The sequence below is a fragment of the Soehngenia sp. genome (assembly GCF_055108775.1).
The window spans coordinates 1-18,066 of sequence record NZ_JBSQIL010000038.1 but is presented as its reverse complement, the minus strand read 5'-3'; the positions used below and the strand labels follow the sequence as shown (position 1 = coordinate 18,066).

The window sequence follows — 18,066 nt, the reverse complement described above, 5'->3', positions numbered from 1 at the left end:
GCTCTTCCGATCTTATACAAGCCGCTGCAACTCCAAGACTACCACATAAGGAAGCAGTTTGGTAACCTCCTGATGCATTTATAAACATTTCAGTAGGAATCTGGTTAAATGGATATCCTGTCTCATTTGCCAATGTGCCGAAGAACCCTTCAGCTACAGCAACCCCTCATCCACCCTTTTCGAAATATGCGTTATATGCTCTTTCTTCAGCTACTGCAGGATCAATTTTTTTGTACTTAAATGGCCATTTTGGACTTTCGCTTGAAGATTGAAGTTGGGCAGTTTCATCACTGCATCCTGTTAGAAGCCCAGTCATAGAGCCAACTACTGCTACTCCAGCAACAGCTGTCCCCATTGTTTTTAGGAAATCTTTTCTAGTCATTGTTTTTTTCTCTGACATATGTATCCCTCCTCAATTCTAATGAATGTTTATATGATATCAACCATATAGTAACCTTAATTTTTGTTCTCTTCTTGGTCAGATTCCATGTCTATATCTTCAGTGATTTTGTTTGTTTGTCTCTTAAATTCATTTATTGCCTTTCCAATAGACTTGCCAACCTCAGGTAGTTTTGATGGTCCAAAAATAACCAGAGCAATTATTAAGATTAGTATTAGTTCCCACATACCTAATCTTCCAAACATATAGATCCTCCTCACATAATATTAATTATCCATTTATCACCTAATTATAGTATACTATTAAGAATTATGATCGTCAATATATTATCAATTTGTATTTTTAGCCATCTTGTTTACCATTAGCTTTCCATCTTCTAATTTTAATATTGAATCACCAATATCATTTGCAAATTTTTGGTCATGTGTAACCACGACTATAGTCATGCCTTCATTAGCTAAATTCTTAATAATGCTTGATATTTTATTTGATGTTTCTTTATCTAGTGCAGAAGTAGGTTCATCAAAACAAAGTACAGATGGATTTAGCATACATGCTCTAGCAATTGCCACTCTTTGTTTTTGACCTCCTGACAATTGATAAGGATACATCTTCTCTTTATCTTCAATTTCTAAGGATCTTAACAATTCTTTCGCTTTTAGATATACATTCTCTCTACTCAATATCTTTAAATAATTTGGTGTAATAGTTAAATTTTCAACTACTGATAGATGTGGGAAAAGATTATAATTTTGAAACACAAGCCCAATCTTAGATCCTATTTTTTTTGCATCTTTGATCTCTAATATATCATCTCCATCAATGATAATTTTGCCCTCATCAACTTGTTCGAGTTTATTAAGGCATCTTAGAAGTGTTGTCTTTCCTTCACCTGATTTTCCTTCTATACATAATATCTTCCCATTATCAGCTTCAAATGATAAATTCTCAAAAACTTTAATTTCATCAAAATATTTGCTTATATTTTCTACTACTATGCTCATTGTTTTCTCCTATCTATAATAATCAAATTGTCGTTCTATGCTTGATAAAACTTTGGTAAATATCGCAATAATTATTAGGTACACTAAAGCTACAAATATATATGGAACAAAAGTAGAATAAGTGTTTGAAACAGATTTTGCTGCTTTTAATATGTCAGTAGCACCAAGTATATAAACCAATGAAGTATCTTTGACAAGTGTGATTATTTCATTTCCCAATGAAGGAATTGTATTTTTAATTACTTGAGGTAAAATTATTTTGATAAAGGCATAGCTTTTTCCAATTCCCAGAACTTTAGTTGCTTCATATTGCCCTATATCGATTGTATTTATTCCTCCTCTGATAATTTCTGCAAAATAAGCAGTATAATTCAATATAAAAGCAATATAAATTGCTTGAAATCTGCTGAAAGCATATCCTATAACAGGAATATAGTGGAATCCAAAGAAAATAAACATCAACTGTAATAATAGTGGAGTACCTCTCATGACATATATATAAGCACTTGTAAGTTTACTAATATATTTGTTTTTTGCTCCTCTTAGCAAAGCAACAAATGTAGATAATGGAAGAGACACAATAAGCGTCACAGCAAAAACGCTCATTGTCACTTTTAACCCTTCTAAAGTCATCGGAATTAGCATCTCTAAAATTTTCATCGGATCATCTCTCCACCTTACATATAAAGCTATTTAGCAAACCATCTTTCGTAAATTTCATCATAAGTTCCATCATCCTTCATTTCATTTAAAGTCACATTTAACTTATTCAGCAAATCCTCATCTTCTTTTCGAACTCCTACACCATATTCTTCAATTCCTAAATTTTCTTCAAGTACTCTATATAATCCTTCTCCTTTGTTGTTCATATAATATCTTGCAAGCACTTCATCAACAATAATAGCATCGGTTCTTCCTGATTCAAGATCATTGAAGACTTCATTAAAAGTTGAGTATTCTATTAACTTGCCATTTTTTAGGCTTTCAATAAATCCATCCAAAGCTCTTGCAGCATCAAGTGAGCTTGATTCAGCTTGTGTCGCAACTGTTTTATCCTTTAAATCAGATATTTTATATATGGAAGAATCTTTTAGTGTAACAATTATTTGCGAATTAGTAAGATAAGCTTCAGTGAAATTCACCTTTTCTTTTCTTTCATCTGTGATTGTATATCCATTCCATATCATGTCAATATTGCCTGAATTGAGTTCAGTTTCTTTCATTGCCCAATCTATAGGTTGAAATCTGATATTCCATCCATTTCTTTTAGCCACCTCTTCTGCAAGATCTACATCAAAACCCACTATTTCATTTTTTTCATTTCTAAAGCTCATAGGTGCAAATGTGTCATCGAGTCCAATTACAAAAGTGTCTTCACTGTTGGAACTTACCTCCTGTGTACAAGCCGAAACCAAATTCATTAACAACACCAATCCTAAAACAACTGCGAACTTTTTCTTTCTTAACATTTAAATCTACCCCTTTACTTAAAATTAAATTAAAAAACTCTCGCCCTCTAGCTTATCTAACTAGAGGACGAGAGTTAATCCCGTGGTCCCACCTCAATTCAATGGTATTTTAATATACCATCCTCACTAGGTACAAAATTTCTATACCTGTGCAAACTAACGATTGCAATTCGAATACGGCTACTCTCAAATGATTTCACCAACCTGCTCAAAGATGTGTTCATCAATCTTTCACTATGTATTTCCACCAAACATACACTCTCTATAAGCTAATTATCGATTACTCTTTCTCGTCATCACATTATCATATTAAATTTTACTTTACTATGATATCATCATAAATCATTTTTGTAAAGACTAAAAACTAATTTTATATAAAAAAATTGTATACATTTACAGGGTAATTATAATAATGATGAAATATTGACAATAATAAAAATTTTAATTGTTGCTTTTATAAACCCAAAAAATACAATGAAACTACTTTATGATGTAGAAAAGCTAATGGTTAATTAACCATTAGCTTTTTATCTACCCTTCATTTAGTTATAACAGCTGTACCTGAAGCTATCACCATTATCATATTCCCGCCTTGTCCTAATACTTCATAGTCAATATCTACACCTACTATTGCATTTGCTCCTAGTTTCATAGCTCTCTCTTCCATTTCACGTATCGCTTCTTGTCTAGCTTCAATCAGCTCCCCTTCGTAGGACTTTGATCTTCCACCAAAGAAATTTGACAAGCCAGCAGCAAAATCTTTAATAAAATCAACCCCTGCTATAACCTCACCGAATACTATTCCCTTATACTCTACTATCTCTTTGCCGTCTACGCTTGGTGTAGTTGTTATAATCATAATATCCCTTCTTATCCTATGAATTTAATAACCATAAACATTATACTACTATTTATATTTTAGAACCATAGTTTTAGTTTGTATAATTTTTAAACTATATCACTAACTCCTGCGATTCTATCTTTTCCTTTAATTCTTTTATTTTTTCTTCTATTGTGAAAATAACTTTCTTAAATTCTTCATCGCTCTTTCCCGTAGGATCGTCTAATCCCCAATCTTCCTCATATTTAGATGGCACAAAAGGACAAATTACATTGCAACCCATCTTAATTACAACATCAATCTCTGGGAGCTCAGTTATAAGTTTAGAATATTGATCCTTTTCCATATCTATGCCGTATATCTCTTTCATAAGCCTAACTGCATCCTGATTTATTTGAGGTTTTGTTTCCGTTCCAGCTGAGTAGCTTTCAAATACATCAGAAGCTAAATATTTGCCTAAAGCCTCTGCAATCTGACTTCTACATGAATTGTGTACACAAATGAATGCTACTTTCAATTTATCATTTTCCAAATGTATACCCTCCTAATTTTCTTCATAAATCCTATACTCTAAGTAAGCCTCTAAAGCCTCTTGAAGAATAATACGATTCTGCTCCATTATGATATACAAATACACTATCGTAACGTCTATCGCAAAATAATGCTCCACCTAATTTCCTTATTTTGTCAGGTGTTTTTACCCAGCTTGAAGTTTTAGTATCAAATTCCCCTAATTTCTGGAATTCTTTATATTCTTCTTCAGTTAAGATTTCTATCCCTAATTCCTTTGCCATTCCAATAGCACTACCTTTGGGTTTCATTGTTTTTCTCATTAGAAGAGCATCTTCATCGTAGCAGAGAGATCTTCTCCCTTTTGGACTTTCCTTTGAACAATCAATAAATACAAATTCTTTCTTTTCTTCATCGTGAAAAACTACATCAGGCTCACCATCTGTCATTTCCATATTATATAAAGCATAATATTTATATTTGTTTTGATTAAGATTAGCTAATACATCCTCCCATAAAATGTCTTTATGCCTGTTAATATTTTTAAAAAACCTATTTTCCAAAGTGTTTAATAATTCTCGGAGTTGTATAACTGATAATTCTTTTATTTCACTCATTTGTTCTCCATTCTAATAATTTTACAATGAATTTTAATCTATATAATATCAATATAAATCAATTGGTCATAGATTTCTTTTAATTACAGTAAAATATTCGTAATATAAAAGTAAAGTTTAATTTCGTTATATATGTGTCCATTAAAGATATCCTCAAAATGATTAAATTCAATCGTGCTTTTTTAAAAAAAGAAATTTAGTTACTTATAAATTGTCAATAATCTCAAGTATTTCAGAGTTCTCCGGTATATCTTGCATTGAGTGCCCATAATGGACAAATCTTAATATTCCTTCTTTATCTACCAGCATTTGAGCTGGCATCCTACCTAATTTGAATAGATTAACTTGCTGCCCATATGTTTTGAGAACACTATGTTTGGGGTCTGGTATACCATAAAGCTTTAAATCATTTTCTTCCCAATACTGTTTGAATTTCTCAGCATTTTCTGGCCCAATAACAAATATCATGGTATTTTTCTTCATAAATTTATCATAGTCTTGATGCAACTGCATCATATGCTTTCTGCAAAATGGTCAAACAAAGCCTCTATTTAATACTATTAAAACATTGCTTTTACCCTTAAAATCTGACAGTCTAATTTTTCTGCCTAAATAATCTTCCAATTCAAAATCTGGCGCTTCTTTATTAACTTCAACACTTGCCATTTTAAATCATCTCCTCTTAATTTAATGATAAAACATTTTTTATTTTAATTTACTCATTTATACGATTTAACATCTCATCAAGTTGTTTTTTTAATGAAAGCAATTCGTCTGTACCAATGTTCAATTTGCAGTAAATTTCCTCAGGCACTTTAAGTATTTCTTCTCTTAACAATTTACCTTTTTCTGTAACTTCAACAATAACATTTCTGTCATCCTCTTTGCTCCTGTATTTATTGATCAATTCCATTGATTCTAATTTCTTTAAAACTGGAGTTAATGTTCCAGAATCTAGATGTAATCTTTTCCCTAAGTCCTTGAATGCTATCCTCTCTTCTTCCCATATCACAAGCATGGTAATATATTGAGTATAGGTTAAATTATATTTATCAAGCACTGGATTGTATAATTTTATTATTTCTCTTGATAATGCATACAAAGGAAAGCAAATTTGATTTTCTAATTTTATTTTGTTGTATTTTTCCATAAAACCCCTCTCAAAATTCTAGGCATAATTTCAATTTATTTAAATTTAATTTAATTCAATTAATTATGATACAATAATATATTATCAACACTTATAAGTCAATAAATATTTTGCTGAATTAACTAGTACTTATTGCATTTTTTCATTATATTTATTCAATTATGTCCCTTATACCACAGTCGCATGCCATTTCTCTTAACTGCTTAATCTGTTCCTCTTGCCCTAATACGATTAACACATCTCCTAAATTTAGCATTTCATCAGAGCTTGGGTTTAACATAAGATCTCTTTCACCTTTTTTTTGGATGGCTAAAACAACAAGTCCAGTACGTTCTGGAATTCTAGCTTCTTTTAGTGTTTTGCCTAAAATTTCTCCACCATCACAGATTTCAACATCCTCTAAATCTAGAACTACATCGCCTGCATGGGTGATAATATCTAAAAATGAAATTACAGCAGGCCTAAGGGCTAGTGCCGCCATCCTTCTTCCACCTATTTCATTTGGAGATATTGTGTTATTAGCTCCTGCTTTCATCAACTTCCCATGAGCATTTTTCTCTATAGCACGTGACACTATATGAAGATTTTTATTCATAACTCTAGCCGTCAAAACTACGAATACATTTTCGGCATCATCAGGTAAACTCGTTATTAACCCTTTTGCATACTGGATTCTACATTTATCAAGAATATCCTCTCGAGTAGCATCTCCTATTACTGTTAATATACCTTCATTAACCAGAGCTTGAGCAATTTTTTCATTTTTTTCAATCACCACGAAATCAACTTTGCTTTTTTGAAATTGTTGTATAGCACTTTGCCCTGTTTCTCCTGCCCCACATATAATATAATGATTATTTAATTGCTCAATTTTATTTTCCATTCGTCTCCACCTCCATGCCTCTTTAAAAGTCCCTTCCAAAAATAACGATGCAAAACTGGTTAAAGCATATCCTGCAGTACCCAGTCCTAGAAATATAATAAATATTGAAAAAAACTTTGCTGCATCTGTCATCTCTGCTACCTCACCATATCCTACAGTAGATATTGTTATTATAGTCATATAGAGCGCATCTATCCAGCTTACCTGTAGCAAGTTCATATAACCAATTGTGCCTCCGATTATTATTGTTATTAAAATGATTAAAATAATTACAAACTTTTTATTTTCTTTTATATCCAATGCATTCTACACCTCCTCGAATCGATAAATTGAAGAATTTATCAGTGTTATAGATTTGATTTTTTATTAATAACACTTCTTTTTCATGTCCGTTTTTTGTTATTTAACTATTATACCCCTTATTAACTGAGTTTACTTAAATAAATAAAGATGCACTGCTTGTTATAGTTAAAAAAGTGCATCTTTAAGAATATAAATTTTATAATATTTAAAATTAAAACAAATATTTTTTAGAAAATAATATTATTTTGTGAGAGCATCTATCATATTTGTATCCCAGATATGGGAAAAGGTTTCAAAATAATCCTGAGTTTTTGCAAAATAAACATAGTAGTTGCTATCCACACCAGCATCCCATGTGGCATCAAAATATAGAAAAGTATCATTATATTGAATTACATTCCACATATGATCTACGCCTTGTCCTTTTCCAGTAACATTGTAACATGGAATATTTAAGTGAGACAAAAGTAAATATACAGCATTTGCATATCCACCACAAATAGCAGTCTTATTTTTAAATGCTCCATAAGCTGTGGTCGAGTCAATGGATACATCAGATGTACTGCCTTTAAATTCGGGATCATACACAACTGTAGAAGTTACATAATCATATACAGATTTAATCTTTTCTTCATCTGACATTCCCGTTGTGATAATACTTTTTAAAATGTTTTCTGCATACTCATCAGCTTTTTCAATTCTATCTACACACTGCTCTAAAGTCATTCCTATTGGAGCAGACGCAAGTAATTTTGTTGCATCATCATTAAATGAGTAGATGATATAACCATAACCACATTGAGATAGAAGTACTTTTTGCATTATCTCATAATCCAGCTCTGGATTAATTATAGCTATCTGTGCTGACTTTTGTCCTGTTAGTTGGTTAGTTACTTTTATTAAATCTTGGTAAGTAGAAATGACATAAGCACCTTCTGGAATATTATTGGGATTCACCTCACCTGTTTTATATGGCATATAGTTTAACTGGCACAATGCCATTTGACTTCTGTCATCATATTGAATAGTGATCGAATAAGCATATTTTAATGATGGATCATTTGAAAGAACATCAAAATATGCGTTTTGTATTGTCATCTGCACTTCGTCTTTTGATAAATTCATATTAGACATGTCAAACGAAACACTGGGAACAAAAGCTTTAACAGCTTTTTCTATAACAGCTGATATATCACTTTGAGATGATGGTTCCGTTGTCTCAAGTGTAGGCGATGGTGGTTGTTTATCTCCCGATACATCTGGTGGATCATAAGGTTCATTTGTTTCTATGATATCGGGAATTGTATCGATCGGTAAATTGGAGTCATTATTTTCATTTGGTGAACAAGCATAAAGTATGAGGCTTAAAAGAAGAACTGACGTCAACACGATAGATTTTTTTATATATCTATTTGTTAAATGCCTATTCTCAAATCGATTTTTTATTTCTGAAATAAATCTAAAATTACTCATATTAGTTGTAACTCCTTTATAGAGTTTATCATTTAGCCTAAATAACTCTTAATTTTTCATTTAAATTCATTTTTCTAATCTATGACATTATTATAACATTTTATTCTTTATGGTTTACACTTCACTAGTAATTTTTTATTGAACCTTTTATCCGATTAATACTCTCTTGTTAGTAGCTTCTCATATGATCTATCAATTAGTAAAGCCCCGATAGGTGCTGTTATAATTATTGATAAGACTGCTACAGTTAAAATAATCTCTCCAGAAGTAAGCCCCATTGCCAAAGGTAACCCTCCAATAGCAGCCTGAACAGTTGCTTTTGGGATATAGGAAAAACCTGAAAAAATTCTTTCTTTATAATTTAATTCTGTTCTTATGAGACTAATATATACTCCAACTAATCTAAATATTGTAACACTAATTATTAGTAGAATCGATAAAAAACCAGCATTTAGAGCATACTTTATATTAACAGTTGCACCAACTAGCACGAAAAGCAACACTTCTGCTCCTACCCACAACTTTGAAAACTTACCTGAAAGACGTTTTGAGACTTCATACTTTTTTTGCTGAAGAGATGCACCCAATGCCATTACTGCTAGTAATCCAGAGAATCCAACAACCCCTGTCATTGAATGTTCTAATGTAACAAGTAAAAATGATATAGAAAGAATAATGATCACTTTACTAGTATCTCTAATATGAAATTTGCCAAATAAAAACGAAAGTAATAATCCTGATATTACTCCACCTGCTATCCCCAAGATAATCGAGGTTGGTATAGTTAAAAAATCAATTAGAGTAACATTACCACTCTGTGCCAATCCTGTAAAAGCAGTAAAAAGAACAATTACATAGACATCATCTACTGAAGCACCAGCCATAATCATTTGAGGTATACTTTTATCTCTACCATACCCGCTTTCATTCAGTTTAAGCATTCTAGGTACTATAACAGCTGGTGAAACAGCAGCAACAACCGTACCCATTATCGCTGCATCTAACAGATCAATTCCTAAAAGCTTGGGGCCTAAAACCATCATACCGACGATTTCAAAACTAGCTGGTACAAAACACATAAGTATTGCAGGACGACCTACTTTTTTTAAATCCTTGATGTCAAGATTCAACCCTGCTCGAGTAAGTATGATTATCAAAGCTATTTGTCTTAAATCTGTTGATGTTTCCAAAATAGTAGGATCAAGTAAGTTTAATACATAAGGCCCTAGTAAAATGCCAGTCAAAAGCATTCCTAGCAACTTTGGAAGTTTTAATTTTTCAAATATCTTGCCTAGTGTCATCCCACATAAGAATATTAATGCAAGTGATAATAACATATAATTCTCCCCTATCTTTAATCAGGCATTAAAAAAGCCAATGATCCTGCGATATTTTGTCGCAGAAGTCATCAGCTATATTAGCAGTTTAGGTTTTAAACCCAGGGGGAACTTCATCCCCTATTGAATATAGTATGATACATGATATTATTTGTCAATTATTTATTATTGTTTATAGTGTTGATTAATTGTTGGAAAATAATTAAATAATTTTCTATTAATATTAGAATGCAAATCCTGTTTTTATATGATGCAATAATCTCCAATTTATATTTAAAGTTTCCTACTCTAATCGAATATGTTTATTTTTTTATGCACTAATTGTTAAAAATATGAGGCTTTTAGCATGTCTTTAAAACATCTTACTACTGTTCTTGATATATAGAATTTCTATCATTGTATCTTAATCTATATAGTTATCTGTGTTTTTTACATTTTTTATCAATTTATTATTTATACACAGATTATACTTTTTACAAATTTAGATCATATAATTTGTCCTACAATAATTGTAAAAAAAATAATGTCGATAATTCTATTATATTTATTCCACATTCACCTTATTTGTTAATAATAATTGTTTTTGCCCTTTAATTAGCAAAATTCCTTCTTCCTGTAACTCTGATAATTTACGACTCAAAGTCTCATGAGTAACTCCAATTAAGCTTGCTAAGCCAGCACGACTTAGTGGTAAATCAATCAATATCCCTTCTTCATTCTTAATGCCATTTTCCTTTGCTAATTCAAGCAATAGCCTTAAGGTTTTTTCCATTGCATCTTCAAGCACTAAAGACTCCAATTGGATTTCAGCCTTGTTTAGTTGGCTTGTTACTGCGGCCAAAAGACTGTAGGAAAGATCTGAAGATGTTTTTATTAACATCTCTAGGTCATTCTTATGAATTGTACAAATGCGACAATCTCCAATCGCCTCAGCACTGCTGTTCAATACATCGTCCTTAAACAGCACCATTTCTCCAAAAAATTGTCCTTCTCTTAATAACCTCAATATATATTCGTTCCCATTTTTACCAATCTTAAATAGTTTGACTAAACCGGATTCAATTATATATAGATATTCGCCTGGATCTCCTTCACGACATATGATTTCACCATTCTTATACTCTTTTTTTCGAACAAGGTTGTTTATCTCCAAGAGTTTTTCATCATCTAACTCTGAAAATATCGGCACTTTCCTTACACATAATTCTTTTGAGTGGTTACATTGAGACAATTTCTTCACCTACCATTCTATATTTTACCCAAAATCTAAACCTGAATATTGGGAGTTTGCTAATCAATAAGGTGTCCTTGATATTATATATCTTTGACCTGAGCTTTCTTCACTTCATAGCCTAGCTTTTCTATGACCTTTTCAACCTCCTTGATTGTCAATCTTTCATCGTCATAGTTAAACTTTACTTTACTTGAGTTGAACAATACATTTACACTGTTGTTTTCGACTCCATCTATGGATTTAACACCATTTTCTATCTTTTGCATGCACGATGGACAAGTCAAAGGTTCCAATTGAATAATTGCTTTTTTCATTTTCATCATCCCTTCTTTTTTAATTATACCCCTTGCCAAATTTTTTCATCGATCTCTGTAAAAATCATTCACTTGCTTTCTGATTAGTACCTTAATCTGTAACGCAACAATCTCATGCCATTTAGTATTACAGCGAGTATACTCGATTCATGGACCAACATTCCAATGGACATATTCATCCATTCACTGAAGAAAACGCTGATAAGTAAAACCAGTACTACTCCTACTGCTATCACAATATTTTGACGCATATTCTTGGCAGTTGCTTTAGCCAACCCCAATGCATGAGGTAAGCGTTCAAAATCAGAGTTCATTAATACTACATCAGATGTTTCTATTGCCACATCTGTACCACTGCCCATAGCGATGCCAATCTGTGCCAATGCCAAGGAAGGACTGTCATTTACCCCGTCTCCAACAAATGCTACTGTTTGGCCTTTAGCCTGAAGATTTTTAATAAATGATTGCTTATCCTCAGGTAACATATTTCCAAATGCTTCTGTAAGTCCTAGTTCTTTTGCTACTAAATCAACTGTTCCCTGATTGTCCCCAGAAAGCACTACTAAGTTTTTTACACCTAATTTCTTGAGCTTTTGCAAAGTTCCTTTTACATTTTGGCGGATTGGATCACGAATGCCCATCAAAAGCTGTAGTTCACCGTCTAATGAAGTCAGAACCAATGAGTCGCCATCATTTTGCATCTCTAAAATATCCTTCTTTATCCTTTCACTTAAATACACATTTTCTTTTTCCATCAAAGCTACATTGCCAACTGCAACCCTGTGTCCATCTATCTGAGCTATGATTCCTCCACCTCTAATTACCTCTGTCCTCTCCACTGGATAAGCTTTAACATCACCAATATATTCAACTATAGCATTTGCAAGAGGATGATCTGATTCCTTTTCTATGCTCAATAGGTAACTTAATATCTTTTCAAATTTGTCAGTGTAAATTTTCTGTTGAACAACTTTTGGATTGCCTATTGTAAGTGTTCCTGTCTTATCAAATACGATGGTATCGATCCTATTAAGATCATGGATTACTTCGCTACCCTTTAAAAGAACTCCATGTTTTGCACCATTTCCAATACCTGCTACATTGGATACAGGAACGCCTATCACCAACGCTCCAGGACATCCTAATACTAGTATTGTGATTGCCAATTCGATATCCCTTGAAACCAACCATACTATGAAAGATAGCACAAGCACTGCAGGTGTATAATGTTTTGAAAACCTGTCGATAAATCTTTCTGCTTCTGATTTAGAGTCTTGTGCCTCTTCCACCAATTCAATTATCTTCCCAAACGTCGTATCTTCCCCTACTCTGTCTGCAATAATTTTAAGAGTTCCATTCTCCAAAATAGTCCCAGCAAACACTTTAGAATCTCTCTTCTTAAAAACTGGGAAGGATTCACCTGTGATACTTGCTTCATTAATGTAACCCTCTCCGGTTATAATGGTTCCGTCGACAGGTATTTTTGCACCAGTTTTAACAAGCAATATGTCCCCTACTTCTACCTCGCCTACTTCAACAATTTCAAACTCTCCGTTATCCATCTGTTTTAAGGCACTTTCCGGAGCCATTTCCGTCAATTCCTTTATAGCTGATCTTGTTTTGTTCAATGTCCTTTGTTCTAGATATGCTCCAAATAAGAAAAGGAATGTCACAATGGCTGATTCTTCAAAATTTCTTATTAGAAACGCACCAGCTACTGCTATGGTTACCAACACATCTATGCTGACTACTTTAACCTTAAGAGCTTGATATGCTTGTATAGCTATAGGCGTTACGCCTAAAAAAGACGCAAAAACCAGTAACCACAAGAAAATTCCTTTGTTCCCAAATCCTAATTTGCTTATAAATGCAGTAGCAATTAAAATCCCAATCACAAGTGTTATGTGATTTTTTCTTTCTAATATCATTTTTTGCATCTATACTCGCCTCTTTCTAGACAAACCTTTTGATATAAATACATTCTACTTACTGTATATCTCATCTAATTTTGCCAGCATAATGTATACTTCTTCGTAACTTTCACAAACATCACTAGGTACTTTGTAATTAGCAGTTAATTCACGCAATTTATAGATCTCCTCGTCAATATTAGGTTTTCCTGTTTTTGATACATTTGTTTTATTGAGAATTAAGCCGAATAATTCCCTTACCTCATGAAATTCAGGATGATTTCCTCCATGAACTCGATCTACGATTGGAATTAATTGTTCTAATTTTTTCAAATATCCTTCACTATCTTTTATGAATGTTTCATGTTCCTTCATCACACATACCCCTTTCAATTTTCTAATTTGACTTATTTTGTATTTTAATATTATCAAGAAGTGAATAATAAAACATTGATATATATCAAAATTTAAAATAAATATTATAATATTATCGATAAATTTTTCTTTAAATTAGAACAAAAAAATAAAATGTCCATTTTGAAATCAATTTAATGGACATTTTATTTTTAAAATACTATTAATTATAATTAGGTTTAGAATCTTTTTCGATGTTTACAACGATATCAAATTTTTGCATTTGCTCTTTATCTATTTTATGAGTTACACAAACTATTGTTTTTGAAGAATTAAGTAATATATCAAATATCATCTTGCTATTTACTTCATCTAGTGAAGCAGTAGGCTCATCTACTAAAAGAATTGGAGTATCACGGTATAGCGCTCTGGCAATTGCAATTCTTTGTTTTTCACCGCCTGATAAATTAGTCCCTCCATCACCTAATATTGTCTCCATTCCTTTGCTTAATTTATTTATAAATTCGTCTAGCAATGCATCTTTTATTACTCTCTCAAGTCTAGTTAAATCAGTCTGCGTAGAAAGAGTTATATTTTCTCTAACCGATTTGTTGAAAATAAAAGTATCCTGAGGAACAAAAGAAATCAACTTGAAAAGCGATTCAGATGAAATATCTCTAATCTCTTTGTCATCTATATATATACTTCCTGTGTAATCATCATATAATCCTGCTAATAACTTTAATATTGTCGATTTGCCTGATCCACTTGAACCTAAAATTAAAGCCTTTTCTCCTTTAAGAATCTCTAAAGAAAAGTCTGAAAGAATTATTCTTTCGCCATATGAAAAAGTTACTTTATCCATAGCCAATTTGGAATTAAATGTATCAATTTGAACTTTTTCTTCCTCTTTGTAAGATTTTTGTTCTTCATCTATCGAATTTATGATTTGAGAAATATTATCAAAAATCCCTTGACCTGCCTTTAAACTTGCAATATTGCCACCAATCTGTTGAACTGGATTTATGACTGAACCACTCAAGTTAATTACCGCAATCAAAACTCCAATCTCTACGGCTCCTGTAAACACAAATATTACTCCGATTAAAAACGGAATATAAAATGTCATTAAGCTAAAAATTGCAAGCATCGATGAAATTTTTGCCTCTTTTATTCCAATATTATATCGTGCCGTTTCATTTTTATCATTAAGAGAATCTACCTCTTCACTTACCATTTGGTTTATATTAGAAGTCTTAATAGCTAAGAAACCAGTCAACAATTCTTGAACCTTTTTGCTATATTCCCCCATAGATTCAGAATACATCTTTCCTAAAAGACCCATTTGTTGGTATGATTTTCTAGGTAAAAACACCATAATAGCAGCAAATATGTATATGCTAAGTGCTAACAAAGGGTTGTAGTAAAATAAGACAATGCTTGAAAAAATAAATGTAGTGGTTTGTAAAATTATCTTTATAATAGTGTCTAAATATTGAGTTTCAAATTTATTCACATCATTTGTTATTGCTGATGATATTTCTCCAATTGAGTGTTGTGAAAAATCTCTCATGGACATTTTTAATATTTGGTCTGTACAATCTTTCTTTAACGAAAAAAGATAACTTTTCTTAAACTTAGCTCCTGAGACCCCTAATAGATAATACCCTAGCCCAGATATTAGGATAATTGCTAAAAAGATTATCAAAAGGTAAATTATTTCATTGTATTTTTCAGATAAAAGCATCTCCAAGGCATATTTCATTGACAATGCTATAGATACTTGTGAAGCAGCAACTATTATTGCTGACATAAAAATAGCTATGATAAATGGAAATGATTTTTTCAAATAATATTTTATATCTTTAACATTATTCTCCATTTTTTCCCCCATTATTTAATATTATTTTTCAACATAATTCTCTTATAAACAGTGTTTAATTCCTACTCATCTCATTATAGCTATATTAAAGGTCTTGTCTTATTTGTATTGATATTCCGTTGGGGTCATAAACCCAGAAATAGCGGCTATTGCTATCAGGCGTTCTTATTTCTGAAGGGTTAAGTCCCTTGGATTTAACAAATTCGTGTTTTTCATCTAAGTTCTCTGCTTCAAAACAAAGTGATATCCCTTTACTTTCTAATTTTGGGGTGTTTGGCATGCAAACTAATTCAATTTCTGTTCCTCCATTATCAGTTGATAAAAATACTACCTCTCCTTCTCCAGCTTTAATTCGCTTTGTAATCGTCATTTCAATAACTTCCTGATAAAATTCGAGTGATTCCTCAAGTTTTTCAACCATCAATGTTACTTGTCTAAAATACATAGTACTTATCCCCCTTTATTTAATATTGTTTATGTAAAAAATAAAAATAAAATATACTAATGTTAAACTGTAAGTTCTATCTGTATCCCTTCTACTCCAATCAAACAGCTTTCATAATATCCATCTCCAGTAGTCCTTGGACCACTAATTACCTTATACCCATCTTTAGCTATTAGTTCTGTCAATTCATCCACCTTTTCTTTACTCCCAAGGCTGAATGCTACATGAATATATCCAGTGCGATTTAATGTTTTCACCGGATCATCCAAATCTGGCTTGTTCATAATTTCAAGTCTTGCACCACTATCAAAAGTAAGAAAATATGAACGAAAATTTTTATTCTTGTTATAATAACCTTCATCACTTTTTGCACCAAAGTATTTGATAAAAAATTCTCTCGCTGCTTCTAGATCATTGAAATATGCAGCTACATGTTCTATATTCATTTTCTTCCTCCAAAACTATTTAATATGAGGTAATATTAAAATCTTTTCTTAAATTCAATAACTCAGTAGAAGCTCATCAAAAAAATAGCAACAATATGAACTACGATGCTATATCCAACAAAATCTTCCATCTCCGTGATCAGAAAGAAAAGTCCGAGATCAATATTGATAGCCTTAAATAAACCATAAACTGCAAGACTTCATTGGTCATTAGGAACCAAGATCACGTAATTTATGGAGCTCTGCTCAGAATGCTCATCATAAAATCACTGCATTTGCATACCACATAAGCTTCTAATGAAAGTTTATCGTATTTGGAATTCCCAGACAATATGTTATGAACAGATATTTAAGCCAAAAAGAACAGAGCAACCACTAATGCTACTAATAGCAATGAAGTCTATTAGTTCTTTTCTTTGAAAGTTCTATAATAATTTCTACAATGAGCTCAATCACGCTGTTTCTTATATTTAAAACTATATTCTTTGGCAGTTAAATAATTATTGTCAATTTTCAATCCTTCCATCTTTTTCCCTCAATTCAATTATAAAGTTTATTCTCTGTCATGTTATTCTATGAACTTATAAACTATTACATCCAACTAATTATTTCAAATAATATAGCTTCACCAAAACAACACTTCTCCTTTTATCTTATAAAGGTCAAATAGGGTACCGATATATTAAAGTTTAGATCTCCAGTATACTGTAGAAACTACAAAAATAGCGTTCTGCAAGAGTACTAGACCTGCTGCTCCTAATGAAATTACTGTATTCTCAAAAAATGCTCCTAAGAACATAATTGATAAATGCACCAACATCATAAACATAAGCGAAAAAGAACTAGCTTTCCCTTGAATAACTTGTCCCCTCTCATCCTGCTCTTCTATTTCAATCTTATACTTCAATACCGGATTCCTTTTAGCAGTTATAAACTCTGACAATAGAAATAGTATTCCAGAAAAAGCAACGGATGCTATTATACGATAAAAACCTCCGCGTCCTCCCATTAAAACAAATATTGTGCCTCCAATGAAATAACCTAATAATCCCAATAAAAACCTTGATAGATAATACTTTTTAATCTTACTGTCCATATTCATCCTCCTCATATAAAAAAATTTCTTCAATATGCATGTCAAAATATCTCGCAATTTTAAAAGCAAGTTGGATCGACGGATTATATTTGCCATTTTCTAAAGAGCTAATAGTTTGTCTTGAAACATGTAAAATCTCTGCTAAATCTTCTTGTTTTATTCCTTTTTTCTTTCGAATCTCTTCCAGTCGATTCTTCATTCAACCACTTCCTTTTTTGTAAAGCTAGCTTTACATGAATTATACTATATTATTTTTAGCGTGTCAAGCTAACTTTACATCTTGCAAGTGAAAGAATAACTCTAGTTAATTGTAAAAGTAAATTAGACCCCCTTTTCAAAAACAGTCTAATTTAGTCTTACAAATTTAGGGGTCTAATTTAACCTTACAAACTTTTGAT

Annotated in this window: 21 protein-coding genes, 1 pseudogene, 1 riboswitch and 1 other annotated feature; all 22 genes and pseudogenes read right to left on the bottom strand. The window is 31.7% G+C overall.

The genetic code is table 11. The features are described from left to right. Nucleotides 1-400 (bottom strand): annotated as a pseudogene (locus ACTB1H_RS06120) (C-GCAxxG-C-C family protein); the annotation flags it as partial. Nucleotides 401-456: 56 nt separating this feature from the next. Continuing rightward, a complete protein-coding gene (tatA, locus tag ACTB1H_RS06115) occupies nt 457-645 on the bottom strand; it encodes a twin-arginine translocase TatA/TatE family subunit (protein ID WP_463261953.1) in 189 nt (62 codons plus the stop codon). 84 nt (nt 646-729) lie between these two features. After that, nucleotides 730-1,404 (bottom strand): amino acid ABC transporter ATP-binding protein, encoded by a 675-nt coding sequence (locus tag ACTB1H_RS06110; RefSeq protein ID WP_463261952.1) that lies wholly within the window; start codon nt 1,402-1,404, stop codon nt 730-732. Between the two features lie 9 nt (nt 1,405-1,413). Next, nucleotides 1,414-2,064, bottom strand: coding sequence for an amino acid ABC transporter permease (locus ACTB1H_RS06105; RefSeq protein ID WP_463261951.1), 651 nt, complete (start codon nt 2,062-2,064; stop codon nt 1,414-1,416). A 29-nt stretch (nt 2,065-2,093) separates the two neighbouring features. Then, entirely contained in the window at nt 2,094-2,873 is a 780-nt protein-coding gene (locus ACTB1H_RS06100; protein WP_463261950.1) for an amino acid ABC transporter substrate-binding protein, read from the bottom strand. Nucleotides 2,874-2,933: 60 nt separating this feature from the next. Next, nucleotides 2,934-3,179, bottom strand: a binding site (T-box leader). A 232-nt stretch (nt 3,180-3,411) separates the two neighbouring features. Next, nucleotides 3,412-3,732 (bottom strand): putative heavy metal-binding protein, encoded by a 321-nt coding sequence (locus tag ACTB1H_RS06095; protein ID WP_463261949.1) that lies wholly within the window; start codon nt 3,730-3,732, stop codon nt 3,412-3,414. 94 nt (nt 3,733-3,826) lie between these two features. Further along, nucleotides 3,827-4,246 (bottom strand): arsenate reductase ArsC, encoded by a 420-nt coding sequence (locus tag ACTB1H_RS06090; protein WP_463261948.1) that lies wholly within the window; start codon nt 4,244-4,246, stop codon nt 3,827-3,829. A gap of 31 nt (nt 4,247-4,277) precedes the next feature. After that, nucleotides 4,278-4,841 carry a DUF4256 domain-containing protein gene (locus ACTB1H_RS06085; RefSeq protein WP_463261947.1) on the bottom strand — a complete coding sequence of 188 codons (564 nt, stop codon included), beginning with the start codon at nt 4,839-4,841 and terminating at the stop codon, nt 4,278-4,280. 204 nt (nt 4,842-5,045) lie between these two features. Further along, entirely contained in the window at nt 5,046-5,507 is a 462-nt protein-coding gene (locus ACTB1H_RS06080; RefSeq protein WP_463261946.1) for a peroxiredoxin family protein, read from the bottom strand. Between the two features lie 49 nt (nt 5,508-5,556). Beyond that, nucleotides 5,557-5,991, bottom strand: coding sequence for a MarR family winged helix-turn-helix transcriptional regulator (locus ACTB1H_RS06075; RefSeq protein WP_463261945.1), 435 nt, complete (start codon nt 5,989-5,991; stop codon nt 5,557-5,559). A 151-nt stretch (nt 5,992-6,142) separates the two neighbouring features. Beyond that, on the bottom strand, nt 6,143-7,174 hold the full coding sequence (locus ACTB1H_RS06070; RefSeq protein ID WP_463261944.1) for a potassium channel family protein: 1,032 nt from the start codon (nt 7,172-7,174) through the stop codon (nt 6,143-6,145). Between the two features lie 243 nt (nt 7,175-7,417). Next, a complete protein-coding gene (locus ACTB1H_RS06065; protein ID WP_463261943.1) occupies nt 7,418-8,650 on the bottom strand; it encodes a transglutaminase domain-containing protein in 1,233 nt (410 codons plus the stop codon). Nucleotides 8,651-8,805: 155 nt separating this feature from the next. Beyond that, nucleotides 8,806-9,987 (bottom strand): cation:proton antiporter, encoded by a 1,182-nt coding sequence (locus ACTB1H_RS06060; protein WP_463261942.1) that lies wholly within the window; start codon nt 9,985-9,987, stop codon nt 8,806-8,808. Nucleotides 9,988-10,042: 55 nt separating this feature from the next. Beyond that, a riboswitch (Fluoride riboswitch) is annotated at nt 10,043-10,117 on the bottom strand. A 414-nt stretch (nt 10,118-10,531) separates the two neighbouring features. Next, a complete protein-coding gene (locus tag ACTB1H_RS06055) occupies nt 10,532-11,218 on the bottom strand; it encodes a Crp/Fnr family transcriptional regulator (RefSeq protein WP_463261941.1) in 687 nt (228 codons plus the stop codon). 83 nt (nt 11,219-11,301) lie between these two features. Continuing rightward, nucleotides 11,302-11,535, bottom strand: a complete 234-nt coding sequence (locus tag ACTB1H_RS06050) for a heavy-metal-associated domain-containing protein (protein WP_463261940.1) — start codon at nt 11,533-11,535, stop codon at nt 11,302-11,304. A gap of 83 nt (nt 11,536-11,618) precedes the next feature. Next, the gene (locus tag ACTB1H_RS06045) at nt 11,619-13,472 is read right to left on the bottom strand and encodes a heavy metal translocating P-type ATPase (protein ID WP_463261939.1); all 1,854 of its coding nucleotides are present in this window, start codon (nt 13,470-13,472) and stop codon (nt 11,619-11,621) included. Between the two features lie 45 nt (nt 13,473-13,517). Further along, on the bottom strand, nt 13,518-13,820 hold the full coding sequence (locus ACTB1H_RS06040; protein WP_463261938.1) for a hypothetical protein: 303 nt from the start codon (nt 13,818-13,820) through the stop codon (nt 13,518-13,520). A 202-nt stretch (nt 13,821-14,022) separates the two neighbouring features. Then, a complete protein-coding gene (locus tag ACTB1H_RS06035) occupies nt 14,023-15,681 on the bottom strand; it encodes an ABC transporter ATP-binding protein (protein ID WP_463261937.1) in 1,659 nt (552 codons plus the stop codon). Nucleotides 15,682-15,766: 85 nt separating this feature from the next. Further along, nucleotides 15,767-16,126, bottom strand: coding sequence for a VOC family protein (locus ACTB1H_RS06030; protein ID WP_463261936.1), 360 nt, complete (start codon nt 16,124-16,126; stop codon nt 15,767-15,769). 62 nt (nt 16,127-16,188) lie between these two features. Beyond that, nucleotides 16,189-16,572: a VOC family protein gene (locus ACTB1H_RS06025; RefSeq protein ID WP_463261935.1), complete on the bottom strand. Its 384-nt coding sequence runs from the start codon at nt 16,570-16,572 to the stop codon at nt 16,189-16,191. A 682-nt stretch (nt 16,573-17,254) separates the two neighbouring features. Then, a complete protein-coding gene (locus ACTB1H_RS06020) occupies nt 17,255-17,668 on the bottom strand; it encodes a hypothetical protein (RefSeq protein WP_463261934.1) in 414 nt (137 codons plus the stop codon). Next, a complete protein-coding gene (locus ACTB1H_RS06015; RefSeq protein ID WP_463261933.1) occupies nt 17,658-17,867 on the bottom strand; it encodes a helix-turn-helix transcriptional regulator in 210 nt (69 codons plus the stop codon). Before ACTB1H_RS06015 ends, ACTB1H_RS06020 begins: the two co-directional genes overlap by 11 nt. Nucleotides 17,868-18,066: the final 199 nt, after the last annotated feature.